Raw genomic sequence first — 19444 nt, 5'->3', positions numbered from 1 at the left:
AATTGCGGGCCACCGCCCTTGCGAGCGGCCAGTGTCAGAGTCAGTTTTCCGGATCCTTGCTGACCCGGCTGAAATACCGCACCAGCAGCACGCCTGCAATCGCCAGGCTGATGCTGTTGGCCAGCCAGAAGCCGCTGGCGCCGCGCGTGAAGGCGGGCATGCCCTCGATCAGCCCGAAGCCCAGCACATAACCCCCGCCCAGTCCGATGCCCCACAGCGAGCCGGCGTAGATCAGCGTCGGAATCAGCGCGATCTTGTACGCGCGCAGGATAAACGCCGTCATCACCTGCACGGCGTCGAAGGCCTGGTAGAACGCCACGAACAGCACCAGCGGCAGCGCTGCCGCGACCACCGCGGGATCGCTCGCGTAGGCATGCAGCACCGGCTTGCGCAGCAGCCACAGCAGGGCACCGGTCAGCACCGCCAGCGTCACCGCTATGCGGATACCGCGCCAGGCAAGGCGGCTGGCGCCGGCCAGGTCGCGCGCGCCGAGATGCTGTGCCACCAGCGTCGAAGTGGCAATCCCCAGCGACAGCGGCAGCATGTATGCCACCGCGCCCAGGTTGGCGATGATCTGGTGCCCGGCCAGCGTCACCGTGCCCAGGCGCGTGATGAAGATCGACATCAGCGTGAACGAGGTGATCTCGATCAGGTAGGTCAGGCCCATCGGCAGGCCCAGCCGCAGCAGCGCGCGCAGCGGGCCAGCAGCCGGCCAGCTCCAGGTACTGAAGATCCGCAGCGGGTGATAGGCGCTGCCGTAGCGCAGGATCAGCAGCCCGGCGATGCACCAGGCCCAGCTGATCAGCGTCGAGGCCAGGCCGCAGCCGGGGCCGCCCAAGGCCGGCACGCCCAGGCCGCCGTGGATGAACCAGGCATTGAGCGGCACCTTCAGCGCCAGCCCGCCAATCTGCAGCACCGTCACCATGACCGGGCGTGACAGCGCATTGTTCAGCGCCGAGTAGATGCGGAAACCCAGCGCCGCCGGCAGCCCGAAGGCACCGAAATGCAGGTAGGCGGTGGCTTTCTCCACCAGTTCGGGCGGTGCCTTGGCGAAAGCGAGCAGCGGGGCCGGGAAGGCCAGCAGCAGCACGCCCGGAATCGCCAGTGCGGCGCCCAGCCATGCGGCCTGCCGGACCTCGGCGCCGATCGCCTCGATGCGGCCGGCGCCATATAGCTGCCCGGCGATGGGCGACAGCGCCTGCAATACGCCCATCAGGCTGATATAGATGGTGACGTAGATCGAGCCGCCCAGGCCCACGGCGGCCAGGTCGGTCGCCGAAGCGCGCCCGGCCATCACGGTATCGATGACGCCAAAGGCGATAACGGCAAGCTGGCCGGCCAGCACTGGGCCGGCCAGGCCGGCGATACGGCGAAGATCTTGGAACAGGGTCATTCAGGGCTCGGCAGGCTTGGTCAGGGCTGGATGGTCAGCCCCGCAGCCGCCGCGGCCGGAATGGTTCGATGGCGCGACAGGCGCTGCGGTGGTGGTGACGCCGGAAAGGGCTCAGGGCTGGCGCGGCAGGCGGCGCCGCGGCAGGTCGGGGCGCGGATGGACGGCGCGCGCGGTATCGACCAGCCGATACATGCGGAAGCGCTCGTCGCGGTCCGCGGGACGGCGGCCTTCCCAGATCAGCCGCCACTCGAAATGCGAGATACTGCCCGGCTCGCCATAGTCGACCGAGTCATGGCGCAGCAGCACGTCGCAGCCGTCGTTGGGGCCGCCAAAGCGGATATGGCCGAAATAGGCAAACGATGCCAGCTGCGCATCGCCCATGCGGATCGGCTGGACGCACTGATAGGCAGGCGGCAGCGCCATCGCCGCGGCCTGGGCCACGTCGCGGTAGGTCTTGCCGTAGTTGATCGAGGGCAGCCACAGCGTCATTGCCATGACCCACATCAGGGTGGTGCCGGCGGCGGAAATCACCACCGGGCGCCAGATCTGCTTGGGCGCGCGCGACAGCCGCCAGCGCACGATGAGCACCCACGCGACCGTGGCCGCCAGCGCGAACACCACCGCGGCGATGGTGAACTCATGCTGGTAGCCGGGCAGCTGGCGGAAGACATTGCGCGCGATGCGCGGCGGCCAGCCGGTGGTCTTGGCGATCCACATGAACCAGACCGTGCCGCCGAAGATGGTGAAGAACAGCAGCGCGAACCAGTCGATCGCGTTGATCACGCCGCGCGCCAGCGTGGGCAGCGCGAATGCGGCCAGCACGGCCATCGGCGGCAGCAGCAGGATGAACTGCACGTCGCCGGCGCTGCGCTGCAGGAACAGCAGCACCAGCACCGGCAGCAGCAGCGCCAGCGGCGTCGCCACATGGGGTGCGCGGCGCATGCCGGTCCACGCGATCCAGGCCCAGCCCGCGATCGGCCAGACCGGCCACGTGTACAGGAACAGGTTGCGCATATTGAAGCCGAAGGTCGCCATATTGGGCGAACCGTAGCTGCGGCGGTCATAGCGCGACCATTCGCGGATAAAGGTCACCGCCTCGTCGCGGTCGGCTGCGCCGAAGTAGGCGGCCGCCAGCCACGCCGACACTGTCAGCAGCGCCAGCGGAATGCCGATGGCGGCCAGGCGCCGCCACGGCAGCGGCTTGCACACCAGCGCGCAGACCGCGCTGCCGCCCAGCAGCGCCAGCGGCAGCATGGGCCCGCTGGCTAGCGCCAGCCCGCCCAGCGCGGCGCCATAGATCAGGCTGCCCTGGATTGGCTTGTCGAGGCTGCGCACCATGCCGTACAGGGCCAGAGCGATAAAGGCGACCTGGCCGACCTGCGGCGTGGTCTCGTGCCCGCGCACGGCCAGGCCCACGCAGGCCAGGAAGATCAGCAGCGCGCCGTCGGCCAGCGTGCGGCCGTAATCGCGCGCGTTGGGCTGGCCGCCGAAGGCATAGGCAAATGGCTGGACCTCGTCGCGCCGGCCCAGCAGGTAGGTGGTGTACCAGATGCAGGCGCAGGTCGCGAAGAAGAACAGTGCCGTGGCCAGCCGGGCGGCGTCGGCCGCGCTCAGCCAGTTGCCGAAGCCGCGAATCATCAGCGCGCCGATCCAGAACACCAGCGGGCCGTCCTCGCTGTACGGGCGGCCGACGATATTCGGCATCAGCCAGTCGTGCAGGTTGCCGGTGGCCAGCTGCCACATGACGCCAAAGCCGGCAGCGTCCTCGTTCTTCCACGGATCGCGGCCGAACAGGCCGACCAGGCCATAGATGATGCAGATCGCCAGCAGCAGCGCGCGCGGCAGGGCGCCGGTCGCGGCAGCGGTCAACTGGACGGGTGAGGTATTGGCTTGACGCATCGATGCTCAGGTCGGGCCGTGGCGCAATGGCGCGAAGGCCACAGTATCGCGCATGCGGCGGCCACGCGGGCCGTGGCATGGCGTGGAAGCCTCACGGGGTGTGGGGTAAATCCAATGAATGCGGCGGTACCGGTCATGGTCCGGCACAAAAGCAAAGAGGCAGCCGATGCTGCCTCTTTGCTGTTTCGCACAGGCCCCGGAGCATCTGTCCGCAGGCCTTGCGAAGCGGGGTTCGCTGAAAGCGATTACTTCGCAGCCTTGCCCAGCTTGTTGCCGAACTTTTGGCGGAACTTTTCCACGCGGCCGGCCGTGTCCATGATCTTCTGGGTGCCGGTGTAGAACGGGTGCGATTCCGACGAGACTTCGATCTTGGCCAGCGGGTATTCCTTGCCGTCCTTCACGATCTTGTCCTTGGTCTGGATGGTCGAGCGGGTGATGAAGCTGAAGTCGCTGGACATGTCCTGGAACACGACTTCGCGATAATTCGGGTGAATGCCTTCTTTCATGATGAGTCCTTTCTGGTTGGGTAGCCAGTCCGTTGCAATCCGCTGTTCTCTGCCGAGGGCGAGAGCGTGCATGGCGCGGCGACGAACGAACCACTTGCCGGTAACGGGCAAACCGGGATTATGGCAGAAAAACAAATACTTGGGGAAGAGCCTGCGCCACGTGCGGCACAGAAAGTATTGCGCAGAATTGCGGCAAAAACATCACATGGAGGCCGGGTTCTGGCGATAGAAGGCGGCCAGCGATTGGTATACAACCGGCCAGTGTCGCGCAAGCCCGGTCGGCTCGACAAAAAAAGCCTCTGACGTCACGGCAAAGAACTCGCTCGGCGCCTCGGTCCCATACGGGTCGATGATGCGCAGCGCCGGTGGCAGCCGCTCCGGATGCTCCCAGTCGGCCTCGTCGCGCGCGTCCCAGGCCTCGGCAAAACGGTCGTACTCGGTCAGGAAGGTCTCGGCCCAGGCTTCCGCGTCGATGTCCGGGTGCAGCACGCGCGAGAAGGGCGGCACGCCATCGGGTTCGCCGTCGAGCATGTCCAGCTTGTGGGCGAATTCGTGGATGACCACGTTGTAGGTATCGGCCGGCAGTTCGTGGTCGCTGTCGATGCCGGCCCCGGGGGTGTGCACGTCGGGCCATGACAGGATCACCGGCCCGTGCTCCCAGGCCTCGCCGGTGGCTTCCTCGACCACGCCGTGCACCAGGCCGATCTCGTCCTGCACGGTCCGGCGGATGATGAACTCGCCCGGGTAGAGCACGATGCCGTGCCAGCCCCGGTACCAGGGCAGCCCCAGCTTCAGGATCGGCACGCAGGCCTGCACGGCAACACTGACCACCATGTCGTCGGCCAGCGGCAGGTCGTGCGCGGTGGAGTATTCCTTGTCGGCGATGAACAGCGTGGCCAGCTCGCGCAGCGCCGCCAGGTCTTCGCTGCCGTAGCGCTGCACGAACGGCAGCGTGGCGACCGTGCGCGTCCACAGCGCGTCGGGGATGGCGTAGTGCTCCAGCTTGCGGGCCAGCGAGCGGGTGCGCAGGAATGAGGTCAGTTTGCCGAGCATGGGCGTAGCGCCGTGCGCTGTGAAATGGTCCGGCAACAAAAGGTCGGGCAACAAAAAAGGCGTGCCGGGGCACGCCTTCCTGTCCGCCTTGCGGCGATGCTGCAGCGAGGGCTCAGCCGCCTCTGCGCATCATATCGAAAAACTCGGCGTTGTTCTTGGTGGCCTTCATCTTGTCCATGATGAATTCCATCGCCTGCACTTCATCCATGTCGGAGATGAACTTGCGCAGGATCCAGATCTTCTGCAGGATTTCCGGCTTGATCAGCAGCTCTTCGCGGCGCGTGCCCGACTTGTTCAGGTTGATCGACGGGTAGACGCGCTTCTCGGCCAGGCGGCGTTCCAGGTGCACTTCCATGTTGCCGGTGCCCTTGAACTCTTCATAGATCACGTCGTCCATGCGGCTGCCGGTTTCGATCAGCGCGGTGGCGATGATGGTCAGCGAACCGCCTTCTTCCAGGTTGCGCGCGGCACCGAAGAAGCGCTTCGGGCGCTGCAGCGCGTTGGCGTCCACACCACCGGTCAGCACCTTGCCCGAGGCCGGCACCACGGTGTTGTAGGCACGCGCCAGGCGGGTGATGGAGTCCAGCAGGATCACCACGTCGCGCTTCAGTTCAACCAGGCGCTTAGCCTTCTCGATCACCATTTCGGCAACCTGGACGTGGCGGATGGCCGGTTCGTCGAAGGTCGACGCAACCACTTCGCCGCGCACCGAGCGCATCATCTCGGTCACTTCTTCCGGGCGCTCGTCGATCAGCAGCACGAACAGGTCGGCTTCCGGATGATTGTTGGCAATCGCGTGGGCGATGTGCTGCAGCATCACGGTCTTGCCGGACTTGGGCGATGCCACCAGCAGCGCGCGCTGGCCGCGGCCGATCGGCGCGATCATGTCGATGATGCGGCCGGTGATGTTTTCTTCAGCCTTGATATCGCGTTCGAGCGTGAGCGGCCGGTTCGGGTGCAGCGGCGTCAGGTTCTCGAACATGATGCGGTTCTTGACCGCTTCAGGCGGCTGCCCGTTGACCTTGTCCACCTTGACCAGTGCAAAGTAGCGTTCGCCGTCCTTGGGCGTACGCACTTCACCCTCGATCGAATCGCCGGTGTGCAGGTTGAAACGGCGGATCTGGGACGGGCTGATGTAGATGTCATCCGTGCTGGCCAGATACGAGGTTTCGGGCGAGCGCAGGAAGCCGAAGCCGTCGGGCAGCACCTCGAGCGTGCCGTCTCCAAAGATGGTTTCGCCCATCTTGGCGCGCTTCTTCAGGATCGCAAACATCAGTTCCTGTTTGCGCATCCGTTGTGCGTTGTCGATCTCGAGCGTAGCCGCCATTTCGAGAAGCGCAGACACGTGAAGCGATTTGAGTTCTGTCAGGTGCATAGACGAGGGGTACAGATGGGCCCGGACGGGCGAGACCTAAAGGGAAGGGGGGAAATGAGCGAACGCTCGGGGAGTTGTTGGTGGCATCTTAGCACAATCCGACCGGCGCGCCAGGATGTGGCGCACGCACGTCGGATCGTGGCAAAACCGGGACCGTGGGTCAGGTCCCGGCGCGCAGCTTACAGGTTGCCGTCGAGGAAGGCGGTCAGTTGCGACTTGGACAGCGCGCCGACCTTCTGGGCCGCGACCGCGCCGTTCTTGAACAGGATCAGCGTCGGGATGCCGCGGATGCCGAACTTGGCCGGCACCTGCTGGTTTTCATCGACATTGATCTTGGCGATCTGCAGCTTGTCGCCGTAGTCCTTGGCGACTTCGTCCAGGATCGGCGCGATCATCTTGCAGGGGCCGCACCATTCCGCCCAGAAATCGAGCAGGACGGGTTTGTCGGACTGGAGGACGTCAGCGTCGAAGGAGGCGTCGCTCACATACTTGATTTGTTCGCTCATGGCGGAAAACCTCTGGTTTCGCTCTGTTTATGTTGAAGGCTGGAGACTTCGGAGGGCCGAACCGTTACCTTACACGAGATTGCGCGGACCCGTCGGGCCGCCTCCGCAGCCGCAAACAGGCTGTGGGGGCCGCTGCCGCGCCCGGTGCTGCCGATATGTTACCAGTTTGCCGATTTTCAAGACCGGCCTGGCAACACTCGAAAGGGCGCCGGCACGGAAATGATTCTGCTGCAATCGGGGGATTCATTGAAATGCTTATTTTCTATGGCGCCGAGAGATTCGGGCAATCGCTCGCGGCACACGAAAGGGTGTGTCATAAAATGCACTTATGCGTGCGTCGCGGGTGCCGGATGCGAGTGGCGTGCGCGTAGAATAGAAAGCGGTTCGCGGGCGGCGCCAGCGGGCCAATCTTGCATCCTGCGCCACTGACTAGGTCATCGACATGAACACCGATCCCCGCAAGCCTTCGCAGCCCGAGCCCGGCCAGGCGCCGGACGTGGACCACCTGAGCGATGCGCTGGACCATATCAGCAGCGCCGTGGAGACCAACAGCATCGCCAGCGGTGCCGCACGCGGCTTGGTCTACAGCATCATCGAGACCCTCGGTACCCTGGTGGGCGACCCGAACCTGCCCGAGCATGCGCGCTCCGGCTATGAGGGCCTGCTCGAGACCGCGCGCGAGATCCGCGCCAGGCTGGAAAGCGGTTCGGACTGAGCCGGCTCCGCCTGTCCCGCATCGCACTTGCCGCCAGCCGCTCAGGCCGGCGGCGCCCGTATTGTTTCCGTTGCATCCTGACGCTTTCGCCGACCGACGCAGTTCGCGCAGCCATTCCGGGCTGTGCCCCACGCGCCCATGACGTCGCTACGTTTTCGCCCTGGCCCTGATTTCCTCGACCAGGCGGCCACTGCTGCCTGGTATTTCCTCGACCGCTGCGGCGCGCCGGAGGCGGGCGCGCACGTGGTGGTGCCCACCGCCGCGCAGATCCCAGGCGTGCGCCAGGCACTGGACGCCGCCGCCCGCGCGGCGGGCCGCCCGCGGCTGCTACCGCGCGTGCTGACGCTGGGCCACTGGCTGCTCGACCTGCCGCCAGAGGGCGCCCCGGTGCGCAGCCCTGCCGCACGCCTGCTGGCCGTGCAGCAGGCGGTGCGCGGGCAGGACTGGCTGCGCCGCGCCTTCGGCGCCCAGAACGAGACCGCCGCATGGGGCCTGTCGCAGACGCTGCTGTCGATCTGCGACGAGCTCAACGCGCGCTGGCTCGAAGACGCCGCCATCCGCGACGATGACGAGATCGACGGCGACGATCGCGCCGGTCTGCTGCAGGGCGCGCTGGAACGGACCTATTCGCATCTGTCTGAGCGCTTCCTCGGCGAAGAGGCGCGCATCGTGCTGGCATTCTGGCAGGCGCTGTCCGGCCCGGACGATCCGCTGCCGGCGCGGCGCCGCGCCTTGCGCGAGCTGTCGCAGCAGCTGCGCGGCCCGGTGATATGGATTGCCCCGACCCCGCCCACGCCGCTTGAGGCCGCGTTCCTGCGCGATGCCGCCGAGCTGGTGCCGGTGCTGCAGGTCGGCTATGACTGGACCGGGCAGGGCGAGAGCGATGCCGACTGGTACCAGACGCTGCTGGCGCTGTGGCCGGAAGCGAGGATCGCCGACGATGCCGAAGGCGTCGCCCCTCCGCCGGCCATGCCTGCGCTGCCGCCGCAGCGTCCGGCGATCCGCGTGGTCGGCAGCGCGCGCTTCGAGGATGAAGCCGCCGCGGCAGCCGCGCAACTGGTGCAGTGGCTCAATGAAGGCCGCCGCCAGGTGGCGCTGGTCGCGCACGACCGCGTGGTGGCGCGGCGCGCCCGCGCCTTGCTGGCGCGCGCCGGCGCACCGGTGCGCGACGAGACCGGCTGGAAGCTTTCCACCACGCGCGCCGCCGCCGCGCTGATGCGCTGGTTCGACCTGCTGGTGCGCGATGGCGACACCGCCGCGCTGCTGGACCTGCTCAAGAGCCCATTTTGCCTGCCGGACGCTGCCGGGCGCGGCGTGGCCATCGCGCTGCTTGAGCGCCAAGTGCGGCGCGAGGGCATCACCGGCGGCTGGGCGCGCCTGCGTCAGCTGTTCGGTCACGCACCGACCGACGCGCAGCAAGCTGCCGCGGAAGATGAGGATGCCGCTGAAGCGCCGCGCCGCGCCGCGCACGCGCTCATCGCCGTGCTCGCCGACGAAGCCGCGCGCTGGCCGCGCGGCCTGGCGCAGCATCCGCTGGCAACCTGGCTGGAACGGCTCGACGGCATGCTCGACGGCCTCGGCATGCGCGCGGCGCTGGCCGCGGACGATGCCGGCAGCCAGCTGCTCGATGCACTGGCGCGGCTGCAGGAGTTGCCGCTGGACGAGACCGGCGGCCATGCCACGCTGTCGCAGGGTGAATTCCGCGCGATGCTGTCGGCGCTGCTGGAATCGGTCGCCTACAAGGAGCCCTCGGCCAGCGGCCCGGCGCGCATCACCATCCTGCCGCTGAACGGCGCGCGCATGCGCCGCTTCGAGGGCGTGGTGATCGTCGGCTGCGATGACGCGCAACTGCCCTCCAGCGCCGCCGAGCTGATGTTCTTCTCCAACCAGATGCGGCGCGAGCTGGACCTGGAAGACCGCGAGGCCCGCTTTGCGCAACAGGCGCGCGACCTGGCCGAGGTGCTGCTGAACAACGACGACGTGGTGCTGACCTGGCAACGCTACGGCAGCCGCGGCGAGCCGCATCATGTGTCGGGCTGGATCGAGCGGCTGGCGGCGTGCTGCGCGCGCGCGGGCGTCAGCATCGAAGCCGTCGCCGCACCGCAGGCGCACGAGACCTTTGCCGATCCGCAGGGCATGCCGGCGCCGGCGGCAGAGCCCGCGCTGGTGCCGGTGCGCTGGAGCGCGCAGGCCTACAACATGCTGCGCCGCTGCCCCTACCAGTTCTTCGCCGGCCGCATGCTGGGCCTGGCCGGGCTGGAGACAGTCAGCGACGAGCTGGAAAAACGCGAGATCGGCGAACACCTGCACCACGTGCTGCTGCGCTACCACAAGGACCTGCAGGCGCGCCGCGAGCGCGGCGAGACGCTGGCCGAAGACCAGCGCCTGGCCCGCCTGGCCGAGATTTCCGATGACGTGTTCGGCGCGCTGATGGCCGAGGACGGCAATGCCATTGCCTACTACCGGCGCTGGCGCGAGGTGATGCCGTCGTACGTCGCCTGGCAATCCGCGCGCGAGGCCGAGGGCTGGTTCTGGCGCGGCGGCGAGCTCGACGCCGGCATGGACCTGCCGATGCCCGACGGCCAGCCGCTGCGCCTGACGGGGCGCATCGACCGGCTTGACCAGGGCCCGGGCGGGGCGCATGCCGTGCTCGACTACAAGACGCAGAGCGCCACCCGCCTCAAGCGCAAGCTGGCCGAGGTCGAGGAAGACTGCCAGCTGCCGTTCTACGGCCTGCTGCGCGCCGATGCGGCAGCAGGCAGTTGGGTATCGCTCGAAGGCGCGCGCGAGGGCGCACCGGCGGCGCAGCGCGAAGTCGGCCTGCCCGATTTCGAAGCCGCCGTCATCTGGCTGGAACGGCAGATGCGCGACGACGTCATGCGCCTGCGCCAGGGCGCCAGGCTGCCGGCCTTCGGCGATGCCTCCGCCTGCCTGTATTGCACTGCCCGCGGCCTGTGCCGCAAGGGCTTCTGGGAATCCACCGCCGTGCCGGCGCTGACATCATGACGCCTCACGATCCGCACCACGTCCAGCCTTACCAGCGCGACGGCGAGCCCGTCTCCGAGGCCGAGTTCACGCGCGCCGCCTGCGATCCGGCACGCTCCGTCGTGGTGGAAGCCTGCGCCGGGAGCGGCAAGACCTGGCTGCTGGTGGCGCGGCTGGTGCGCTTGCTGCTGGCCGGTGCCGCGCCGCACGAGATCCTGGCCATCACCTTCACGCGCAAGGCCGCCGAAGAAATGCGCGACCGCCTGCTGGAAGTGCTGGCACAGCTGTCGCGCGACAGCGACGACGACGTGATCGCCGCGCTGGTGCAGCGTGGCCTGACGCCCGACGCCGCGCGTGAGGCGCTGCCGCGTGCGCGGCGCCTGCACGCGCAGGTGCTGGCCGCGCCCGGGCGCATGGCCATCGATACCTTCCACGGCTGGTTCGGCACGCTGCTGCGTGGTGCACCGCTGGCCTCCGGCATCGTGCCGGGCGCGGCGCTGCGCGAAGATGCGCTGCGCATGAAGCGCGAAGCCTGGGCCCCGGTCTGGCGCGCGCTGGCGACGCCGCAATACACCGATTTGCGCGAAGCCTGGGAAACGCTGGTCGATACCGTGGGCGACTTCCAGGCACGCGCGCTGCTGGACGCGATGTTCCATGCCCGCAGCGAATGGTGGGCGATGCAGGAGGGCGGCGACCCGCTGCAGGCGCTGTCCGACTGCCTGGGCGAAGACGCCCAGGGGGACGTGCTGCTGCAGGCGCTGGCCGACGAAGGCTGGCGCGATGCCTGCGAGTCGCTGGCGCTGCGCCTGGGCGCGGCCGGCAAGACCGAGCAGACCCACGCCGCCCGCATCACCGATGCGCTGATGGCGATCACCGCGTGGCGCGAAGCGGGCGCGGCGCCCGGCAAGCCCGCCGAACGGGTGTTCGCGCAGTTGCGCGCCGCGTTCTTCACCACCACCGGCGGCCCGCGTTCGCTGCGGCGCACCGCGGCGCTGGTCAAGGCCGCCGGCGGCGAAGGCATGGTCGATGCGTTGCTGGACGAGCATGCATCGATCTGCGCCATGCTTGACGACATCAGCGCGCGTTGTTGCGAAGCTGCGGTGCTGGCGATCAACCGAGCGCTGTTCTGCATCGGCGATGCCTTGCTGACGCGCTACCAGCGGCACAAGGACGAGCAGCGCGCGATGGACTTCGCTGACCTGGAATGGCAGGCCGCGCGCCTGATGTCGGACGAAGAGACCGCCACCTACCTGCAGGTGCGGCTCGACGCGCGTTACCGCCATCTGCTGCTCGACGAGTTCCAGGACACCAACCCGCTGCAGTGGCGCATCCTGCAGGGCTGGCTGGCCGGCTACGCGGGCCTGGGCGAGCGGCCGACGGTGTTCCTGGTGGGCGATCCCAAGCAGTCGATCTACCGCTTCCGGCGCGCCGATGCACGGTTGTTCGGCGCGGCCGGCGAGATGCTGCGCGATGCGTTCGGCGCCACCGTGCTGCGCACCAACCGCACCCGGCGCAACCGTGCCGAAGTGCTGGACTGGGTCAACGCCGTGTTCGACAGCGCGCGCGCCGAGGGCCGCTATCCGCTGTACGCGACCCAGACCACGGCACTGGCCGGCGGCAACGGACCGGTCTGGCTGCTGCCGCTGGTGGAGCCCGAGGACAAGGCCGACGACAAGGCCGCTGAAGCCGTGGACGGCGCCGCCGAAGACGAACCGGCGCAAGCCGCCTCGGCCCATCGCGACACGCTGCTGCAACCTCGCCGGCAGGCCGGCGATTCGCTGCGCCTGGAAGAAGGCCGGCGCGTGGCCGCGTGGCTGCGCCTGGTGCGCGACACCGTGCCGGTCCATGAAGGCGGCGAGCAGCGCCCCGCACGCTGGAGCGACATGCATCTGCTGGTGCGCCGCAAGACCCATCTGGCTGACTATGAGCGCGCGCTGCGCGAGGCCGGCATCCCGTGCCTGAGCCCGCGCCGCGGCGGCCTGCTGGCCACGCTCGAGGCGCTGGACCTGTCAGCGTTGCTGGCGTTCCTGATGACGCCGGAATCGGACCTGGATCTCGCGCACGTGCTGAAGAGCCCGCTGGTGGGGGCGACTGACGACGACCTGCTGGCGCTGGCCCGGATCGAAGGCGAGGGCAGCTGGTGGGCACGCATCGAGTCAGGCGGCCTGCCCGAACACGTATCCGATGCGCTGCGCGAAGGCGTGCAGCGCTTGCGCCAGTGGCTGCGCGTCGCGCCGCACCAGCCGGTGCATGACCTGATCGACCAGATCTTCCACGGCGGCGAAGTGCGGCGCCGCTATGCCGAGGCCGCGCCGCCGGATATCCGCGAACAGGTGCTGGCCAACCTCGATGCCTTCCTGAAGCTGTCGCTGGACCTCGACGGCGGGCGCTATCCGAGCCTGCCGAAGTTTATCGACGAGCTGCAGGAAATCCGCCGCGGGGATGAGGGCGAAAGCCCCGACGAAGGCGGCATGGGCGAGAGCGCCGAAGACGTGGAGCCGGCCGAGGACGATCCGGCGTTTGCCGGCCTCGACGCAGTCCATATCCTGACCGTGCATGCAGCCAAGGGCCTGGAGGCGCCGTTCGTGGTGCTGCTCGATGCCAATCACAGCGAGCCGGCCGCGGACCGGGGCGGCATCCTGGTCGACTGGCCGCCGTCGTCGCCGGTGCCTCGGCATTTCTCCGCCTACGGTAAGCGCAGCGAGCGCGGGCTGGCGCGGGCGCCGATGTTCGAGTCGGAGGCGGCGCTGGGCGAGCGCGAGAACTGGAACCTGCTGTACGTGGCCATGACGCGCGCGCAGCAGGGCCTGCTGGTCAGCGGGGTCAAGGGCCGGGCCAACCGCAGCGGTTCGGGCGAGGGCAATGCAGAGATCGCCGGCAGCTGGTATGTGCGGCTGCAGGCTGCAGGCGTTGGCGAGATGGTGCCGGCCTATCCGGGCGAGCTGGCCGATGCGCAGGACCAGGCCCCGATGCCCGCGCGCCTGAGCGAGCCGGTGCGCTTTACCGACTTCCGGCTGCGCTATCGCGATGCAGTGGATGCGCGCCAGGAGATCGGGTTTGAAGAAGAGGGCGAGGCAGAAGCCGAAGACGAGTCCGACGGCATCGTCTTCAACGCCGCGGCCGCCCGCCACGGCGAGCTGGTGCATGCCTTGCTGGAACGCCTGACGCGCTATCCCGACGCCTTTGCCGGCGTGCCGGGGATCGACACCGTATTGCGCTGGTTCCCGCTGACGGGCGCGCACACCGGGCCGGCACGGCAGGCGTGGCGGCAACAGGTGGCAGAAGCGCTGGAGGCGGTGGCTGCGATGCTGCGCGCACCGGCGCTGGCGCCGTTGCTGGGGGCAGGGGACGTCCGCAGCGCGCGCAATGAAGTCGAACTCTATGACGCGCGCGGCCGGCTGCTGCGTATCGACCGGCTGGTGGAATTCGACGACCGCGTGGTGATCGTCGACTACAAGCTGCGGCTCCTGCCGCAGGAGCATGCCGCCTACCGCGCGCAACTGGGCCGCTATGCGGCCGCGATTGCGCCGATGTTCCCGGGCAAGCGTATCGAGGCCGGCGTGGCCACTGCAGACGGCGAATGGATTCCCGCCGAGCGCCTGGCGCCGCCGATGCCGCAGCAGGGCTCGCTGTTCTGACGGCTGGCGTGGCACCCGGACAGGGTGCCAGAATCGGCGCAAAATGGGGTGTGCGGCGCGCGCGATCGCGGCTCGGCTGTACTAAAGTGACAGGGACTGCGCTGCAAGCGACTCGTGCGTGCGGATATAGCGGGAGGGGTACGGCAGGATGGGGTGGGAGGTGGACGAGCCTGACCCTCGGCACTGGCGGAAAACGGCTGTGGCTGCTTCGTTCCCGACCTGACCAGGTTGACCGCGCCACCATGCGAGGAGGCCCGTCCGAGCGGCATTGTACCCCAGACCGCGATACCGCGGAGAAATTGCGTTGAATGCCCTTTGCAATGGTGGGTCATTGCCCGCGGCAAATGCGTCGGCTTGATCTGGCGCAGGGAACGCGGGCCGCGGCGGCCCGACCATTCACCGACCCAGACCGTGGTGAGCCAATACATGAACGCAAACGACCAGATCATTCGCGGCGCCCTGGCGCCGCAGGAAATCTCCACCGAAGTCCTGATCGAGAAATACGCCAAGGGCGAAGAGCGCAGCATTGCCGATGTCAGGCAACGCGTGGCGCGCGCGCTGGCGCAGGCCGAACCCGAGGACCAGCGCGAGGCCTGGAGCGCGCGCTTCCTGTGGGCGCAGGAAAACGGCTTCGTGCCGGCCGGGCGCATCAATTCGGCGGCGGGCACCGGCATCCAGGCCACGCTGATCAACTGCTTCGTGCAGCCGGTGGGCGATTCGGTGTCGGAGCCGCGCGAGGGCCGCCCCAGCATCTACACGGCGGTGGCGCAGGCCGCCGAGACCATGCGCCGCGGCGGCGGCGTGGGCTATGACTTCTCCGCGATCCGCCCCGCCGGCGCGCTTGTGCGGGCCACGCATTCGCGCGCCTCGGGGCCGGTGTCGTTCATGAAGGTGTTCGACGCATCCTGCGCCACCGTGGAATCCGCCGGCGCGCGCCGCGGTGCGCAGATGGGCGTGCTGCGCTGCGACCATCCCGATATCGAGAGCTTTATCCACGCCAAGGACAAGGGCGACCTCAGCAACTTCAATATCTCCATCGGCGTCACTGACGCCTTCATGCAGGCCGTGCAGGCCGACGGCGAGGTCGAACTGGTGCATGAGGCCGAGCCGGGCGCCGACATGATCGCCGCGGGCGCCTATCGCCGCGACGACGGCCAGTGGGTGTACCGGCGTGTGCCGGCGCGCAACCTGTGGGACCAGGTCATGCAGGCCACCTACGACCATGCCGAGCCGGGCATCCTGTTCCTGTCGCAGATCAACGCCGACAACAACCTTTATTACTGCGAGCGCATCGAGGCCACCAACCCCTGCGCCGAGCAGCCGCTGCCGTCCTATGGCTGCTGCTGCCTGGGCTCGATCAACCTGACGCGCTTCGTGCGCCAGCCGTTCTCGCCGCAGGCCGAATTCGATTTCGATGCCTTTGCCGAGGTGGTGCGCGTGGCCACGCGCATGCTCGACAACGTGCTCGACGTGACCTTCTGGCCGTTGCCTGAACAGCAGGCCGAGGCCCACGCCAAGCGCCGCGTCGGGCTGGGCTTCCTGGGGCTGGGCAGCGCGCTGGTGATGCTGGGCCTGCGCTATGACGCCGAGCCGGCGCGGCAACTGGCGGCGCGGATCTCGGAACGCATGCGCGACGATGCCTACCTGGCGTCGACCGAACTGGCGGTGGAGAAGGGCGCCTTCCCCTTGTTCGATGCCAATGCCTACCTGCAGAGCGGATTTGCCGGGCGGCTGCCCGAACGCTTGCGCGATGCCATTGCGCGCAATGGGCTGCGCAATTCGCACCTGCTGTCGATCGCACCCACCGGCACGATCACGCTGGCCTTTGCCGATAATGCCTCCAACGGCATCGAGCCCGCCTTCTCGTGGACCTACAACCGCAAGAAGCGGATGCCGGACAACAGCTACCGCAGCTTCGAGGTGGCGGACCATGCCTGGCGGCTTTACCGTCACATGGGGGCCGACATGGCCCAGTTGCCGGACGCCTTCGTCACCGCGCTGCAGATGTCGGCGCTGGACCATATGCGGATGCTGGAGGCGGTGCAGCCGTATATCGACACCAGCATCAGCAAGACCGTCAACGTACCAGAGGATTATCCGTACGAAGCCTTCCGCAACCTGTACCTGGAGGCGTGGAAGGCCGGCCTGAAGGGGCTGGCGACCTATCGCCCCAATTCGGTGCTGGGGGCCGTGCTGTCAGTAGAGGCGCCGGCGGCGGCGCCCGCTGCCGTGGCCGACGACAATCCGTTGGTGCGCCCCTTCGGCAGCCGGCCGGTGGGCGACCTGGAGGGGGTGACGTCCAAGGTCGAATACCTGACCTACGAAGGCCACAAGACCGTTTACCTGACCGTCAACTTCATGCGCGTCGCCGGCGTGGCCGACGGAAAGCCGGTGGAGATCGAGCGTCCGGTGGAGTTCTTCATGCCGGCGGGGCAGCGCAGCGAGGGCCAGCAGTGGATTACCTCCACCATGCGGCTGTTGTCGATGGTGGCGCGCTCGGGCGGCTCGGTGGCCAAGGCGCTGGCGGACATGCGCAACGTGGTGTGGGACAAGGGCACGGTGCGCTACGGCACGCTGGTGCGCCAGGACGGCACCGAGGTGCCGCGCTTCCATGACTCCGAAGTGGCCGCGCTCAGCTACGCGCTGCAGCGCATCCTGATCAAGCGCGGCTTCCTGGATGCCGAGGGCGGCCAGGTGCCGGTAGCGGCGCTGGCCGCCAGGCTCGCCCAGCGCGAGGGTGGGGGGCAGGCGCTGGATGCCGGGGCCGATCTCGCCAGCCAGGCCCGGGCCCCCGGCACCCCCGGTGTCGGCACCGGCAAGCCGTGCCCGGAGTGTGGCGCGCACGCCCTGCACAAGGTCGACGGCTGCGCCAAATGCGCCAATTGCGGCTACGTGGGCGAGTGCGGCTGAGCCCCGCCGCGGGCGGGTTGCGGCCACCGGAGCCGGCCCGCGCGGCGCGTGGCGAATAAAGACCGCGAGGTCGGGGCGGCGGCGGCCGGAGGGGGGCCGCCTTTTGCTACAATCGCCGCCATGAGTTATCAAGTTCTAGCGCGCAAATGGCGCCCCAGGGATTTCACCACGCTGGTCGGCCAGGAGCACGTGGTCCGCGCGCTCACGCACGCGCTGGAACAGCAGCGGCTGCACCATGCCTACCTGTTCACCGGCACGCGCGGGGTCGGCAAGACCACGCTGTCGCGGATCCTGGCCAAGGCCCTGAACTGCATCGGCCCTGACGGCAACGGCGGCATCACCGCCCAGCCGTGTGGGCAGTGCAAGGCCTGCCAGGAGATCGACAGCGGCCGCTTCGTCGACTACATCGAGATGGACGCCGCCTCCAACCGCGGCGTCGACGAGATGGCGCAGTTGCTGGACAAGGCGGTCTACGCCCCGACCTCCGGGCGCTTCAAGGTCTACATGATCGACGAAGTGCACATGCTGACCAACCACGCCTTCAACGCCATGCTGAAGACGCTGGAGGAGCCACCCGGGCACGTCAAGTTCATCCTCGCCACCACCGATCCGCAGAAGATCCCGGTCACGGTGCTGTCGCGCTGCCTGCAGTTCAACCTCAAGCAGATGCCGCCGGGGCATATCGTCTCGCACCTGGACCATATCCTGGCGCAGGAAGGCATTGCCCACGACGGCAACGCGCTGCGGCTACTGGCCCAGGCCGCGCACGGCTCGATGCGCGACGCGCTGTCTCTGACCGACCAAGCCATCGCCTACAGCGCGGGCCAGGTGTCGGAAGACGCGGTGCGCGGCATGCTGGGCGCGATCGACCAGGGCTACCTGGTGCAGCTGCTCGATGCGCTGGCCGCCGAGGACGGCGCCGCCATGCTGGCGATTGCCGATGCCATGGCCGACCGCAGCCTGTCGTTTGCCGGCGCGCTGCAGGACCTGGGCTCGCTGCTGCACAAGGTGGCGCTGGCGCAGGCCGTGCCGGCCTCGGTGCAGGACGAATGGCCCGAAGCCGATGAGGTGCGGCGCCTGGCCGGCGTGTTCGACGCGCAGGAAGTGCAGCTGTTCTACCAGATCGCCAACCTCGGCCGCAGCGAGCTGGCGCTCGCGCCGGACGAGTACGCCGGCTTCACCATGACGCTGCTGCGCATGCTGGCGTTCCGGCCGTCGTCTGAACCCGCCACGACGCAAGGGCAGGGCGGTGGTGCCGCGCCTGCGCGTCAGCGCGGCGCTGCCGTGCTGGAGACCGCCCCGCCCGTTGATACCCGCTATGCGGCGGCTGGTGCCAACGCCGCCGCGCAGGCCAATGCCGGTACTGCGGCGGCGCCTGTCCCTGCCTCTGTGCCCGCACGGGCGGTACAGCCTGCGCCCATGGCCGAAGCTGCGGCAGCGCCTGCCACAGTTGCTGCATCCCCTGAAGCAGCGCCAGCGCGCCCGGCCGCAGCCGCCGGCAACGGGGCCATGTCGCCCGCCGCCGCCGCGCTGGCCGCTGCCCGCCAGGGTTCCGCTGCTCGTGGTGGCGGCCGCAAGGCGCCGCCGCCGGCCATGCCGCCAGCGCCGGCTGCCGCGCAGCGCCCGCCGGCCCAACCCTTGCGCGCGCCCGGCGCCGCAGCCGTAAGCCGCCCGCCGGCACCGGTTGCGAAGGCGCCCATGCAGCCGCCAGTCCAGTCTCCGGCAGCGCCGGCACGGCCCGCCGCGCAGCCCGCGGCGCGCCAGGTGGAGCCGGAATCCGTGCCGCCCTGGGAGTTGGCGGGTGGCAGCGACGTGCCGCCGTGGGAAGAGCTGCCGCCTGACCTGCCGGTCATAGGCCCCTATGACAGCGATCCTGGCTACCGCGACAGCGGTTTCAACGAACCGGCACCGCCTGCCGCCGCGCCGCGCAACGGCCCGGCCCGGCCGGGCCGGGCACCCGCGCGCGAGGCCGAGCCGGCGCGCGAGGCCGCTCCCGTGCCGTCAGCCACGGCGCCGGCAGAGTCCGCCAAATTCGTCGCCCCGCGACCGCCTGCGGCGGGCGAGGATGGCACCCCGCCGGCCTTCACCGGCGAATGGCCGGTGCTGGCCGCTGGCCTGCCCTTGAAGGGCCTGGCACAGCAGCTGGCCTACCAGAGCGAACTGACCCAGGTGGTCGGGCGCACCTTCCACCTGCGCATCCCGGTCGCGGCCCTGGGCGAGAACGGCGTGTCCGAGCGGCTGCAGCAGGCGCTGTGCGACCACTTTGGCGTGCCGGTGCGCGTGGTCTGCGAGGTGGGCGGGGTTTCCATCACCGCGGCGGCCGCCGATGCCGAGGCGCGCGCCGAGCGCCAGCGCCAGGCCGAGGCAGTGATCGAGGCCGATCCCTTTGTACAGGGCCTGCTGCGCGATTTTGGCGGCCAGATCGTGCCGGGCTCGATCCAGCCGCGCGCCGCCTGATCCGCGG

Annotated in this window: 11 protein-coding genes and 1 other RNA gene; 5 read left to right on the top strand and 7 right to left on the bottom strand. The window is 68.9% G+C overall.

The features are described 5' to 3' along the window. Nucleotides 1-40: 40 nt before the first annotated feature. From KB879_RS23910 to trxA, 6 genes are all read right to left on the bottom strand, one after another. Nucleotides 41-1393, bottom strand: coding sequence for an MATE family efflux transporter (locus tag KB879_RS23910; RefSeq protein WP_211979890.1), 1353 nt, complete (start codon nt 1391-1393; stop codon nt 41-43). A 111-nt stretch (nt 1394-1504) separates the two neighbouring features. Further along, on the bottom strand, nt 1505-3292 hold the full coding sequence (locus KB879_RS23905; protein WP_211979889.1) for a glycosyltransferase family 39 protein: 1788 nt from the start codon (nt 3290-3292) through the stop codon (nt 1505-1507). A gap of 245 nt (nt 3293-3537) precedes the next feature. After that, nucleotides 3538-3798, bottom strand: a complete 261-nt coding sequence (locus KB879_RS23900) for a type B 50S ribosomal protein L31 (RefSeq protein ID WP_010814268.1) — start codon at nt 3796-3798, stop codon at nt 3538-3540. Between the two features lie 201 nt (nt 3799-3999). Next, the gene (locus tag KB879_RS23895) at nt 4000-4851 is read right to left on the bottom strand and encodes a M90 family metallopeptidase (protein WP_211979888.1); all 852 of its coding nucleotides are present in this window, start codon (nt 4849-4851) and stop codon (nt 4000-4002) included. 112 nt (nt 4852-4963) lie between these two features. Continuing rightward, nucleotides 4964-6226, bottom strand: a complete 1263-nt coding sequence (gene rho / locus KB879_RS23890) for a transcription termination factor Rho (protein WP_010814266.1) — start codon at nt 6224-6226, stop codon at nt 4964-4966. Between the two features lie 179 nt (nt 6227-6405). Next, nucleotides 6406-6732: a thioredoxin TrxA gene (gene trxA, locus KB879_RS23885; protein ID WP_010814265.1), complete on the bottom strand. Its 327-nt coding sequence runs from the start codon at nt 6730-6732 to the stop codon at nt 6406-6408. A 442-nt stretch (nt 6733-7174) separates the two neighbouring features. On the opposite strand from trxA, the gene KB879_RS23880 reads away from it, so the two are divergent. The 3 genes from KB879_RS23880 (at nt 7175) to KB879_RS23870 (ending at nt 14070) form a co-directional block, all read left to right on the top strand. Further along, the gene (locus KB879_RS23880; RefSeq protein ID WP_211979887.1) at nt 7175-7447 is read left to right on the top strand and encodes a hypothetical protein; all 273 of its coding nucleotides are present in this window, start codon (nt 7175-7177) and stop codon (nt 7445-7447) included. A gap of 138 nt (nt 7448-7585) precedes the next feature. Next, complete coding sequence (locus KB879_RS23875) at nt 7586-10453, top strand: PD-(D/E)XK nuclease family protein (RefSeq protein ID WP_211979886.1); 2868 nt, start codon at nt 7586-7588, stop codon at nt 10451-10453. Then, the gene (locus KB879_RS23870; protein WP_211979885.1) at nt 10450-14070 is read left to right on the top strand and encodes an exodeoxyribonuclease V subunit beta; all 3621 of its coding nucleotides are present in this window, start codon (nt 10450-10452) and stop codon (nt 14068-14070) included. Before KB879_RS23875 ends, KB879_RS23870 begins: the two co-directional genes overlap by 4 nt. Nucleotides 14071-14230: 160 nt before the next feature. Here KB879_RS23870 and ffs read toward each other — a convergent pair. After that, an RNA gene (gene ffs, locus KB879_RS23865) (signal recognition particle sRNA small type) lies at nt 14231-14329 on the bottom strand. A 167-nt stretch (nt 14330-14496) separates the two neighbouring features. Between ffs and KB879_RS23860 the strand changes: the two genes are divergently transcribed. Together KB879_RS23860 and KB879_RS23855 are read left to right on the top strand one after the other, a co-directional pair. Further along, nucleotides 14497-16980, top strand: coding sequence for an adenosylcobalamin-dependent ribonucleoside-diphosphate reductase (locus tag KB879_RS23860; RefSeq protein ID WP_153953637.1), 2484 nt, complete (start codon nt 14497-14499; stop codon nt 16978-16980). Nucleotides 16981-17100: 120 nt separating this feature from the next. Continuing rightward, nucleotides 17101-19437 carry a DNA polymerase III subunit gamma/tau gene (locus KB879_RS23855; protein WP_211979884.1) on the top strand — a complete coding sequence of 779 codons (2337 nt, stop codon included), beginning with the start codon at nt 17101-17103 and terminating at the stop codon, nt 19435-19437. Nucleotides 19438-19444 lie beyond the last annotated feature (7 nt).

Source organism: Cupriavidus sp. KK10, assembly GCF_018223725.1.
Lineage (GTDB): Bacteria > Pseudomonadota > Gammaproteobacteria > Burkholderiales > Burkholderiaceae > Cupriavidus > Cupriavidus necator.
Note: the sequence above shows the minus strand (reverse complement) of the source record. Positions and strands in the feature narration are given on the sequence as shown.

Bases quoted from the DNA above. Each gene is read 5' to 3' on its own strand.
- KB879_RS23910 (WP_211979890.1), bottom strand. From the start codon at position 1,393: ATGACCCTGTTCCAAGATCTTCGCCGTATCGCCGGCCTGGCCGGCCCA.
- KB879_RS23905 (WP_211979889.1), bottom strand. From the start codon at position 3,292: ATGCGTCAAGCCAATACCTCACCCGTCCAGTTGACCGCTGCCGCGACC.
- KB879_RS23900 (WP_010814268.1), bottom strand. From the start codon at position 3,798: ATGAAAGAAGGCATTCACCCGAATTATCGCGAAGTCGTGTTCCAGGAC.
- KB879_RS23895 (WP_211979888.1), bottom strand. From the start codon at position 4,851: ATGCTCGGCAAACTGACCTCATTCCTGCGCACCCGCTCGCTGGCCCGC.
- rho (WP_010814266.1), bottom strand. From the start codon at position 6,226: ATGCACCTGACAGAACTCAAATCGCTTCACGTGTCTGCGCTTCTCGAA.
- trxA (WP_010814265.1), bottom strand. From the start codon at position 6,732: ATGAGCGAACAAATCAAGTATGTGAGCGACGCCTCCTTCGACGCTGAC.
- KB879_RS23880 (WP_211979887.1), top strand. From the start codon at position 7,175: ATGAACACCGATCCCCGCAAGCCTTCGCAGCCCGAGCCCGGCCAGGCG.
- KB879_RS23875 (WP_211979886.1), top strand. From the start codon at position 7,586: ATGACGTCGCTACGTTTTCGCCCTGGCCCTGATTTCCTCGACCAGGCG.
- KB879_RS23870 (WP_211979885.1), top strand. From the start codon at position 10,450: ATGACGCCTCACGATCCGCACCACGTCCAGCCTTACCAGCGCGACGGC.
- KB879_RS23860 (WP_153953637.1), top strand. From the start codon at position 14,497: ATGAACGCAAACGACCAGATCATTCGCGGCGCCCTGGCGCCGCAGGAA.
- KB879_RS23855 (WP_211979884.1), top strand. From the start codon at position 17,101: ATGAGTTATCAAGTTCTAGCGCGCAAATGGCGCCCCAGGGATTTCACC.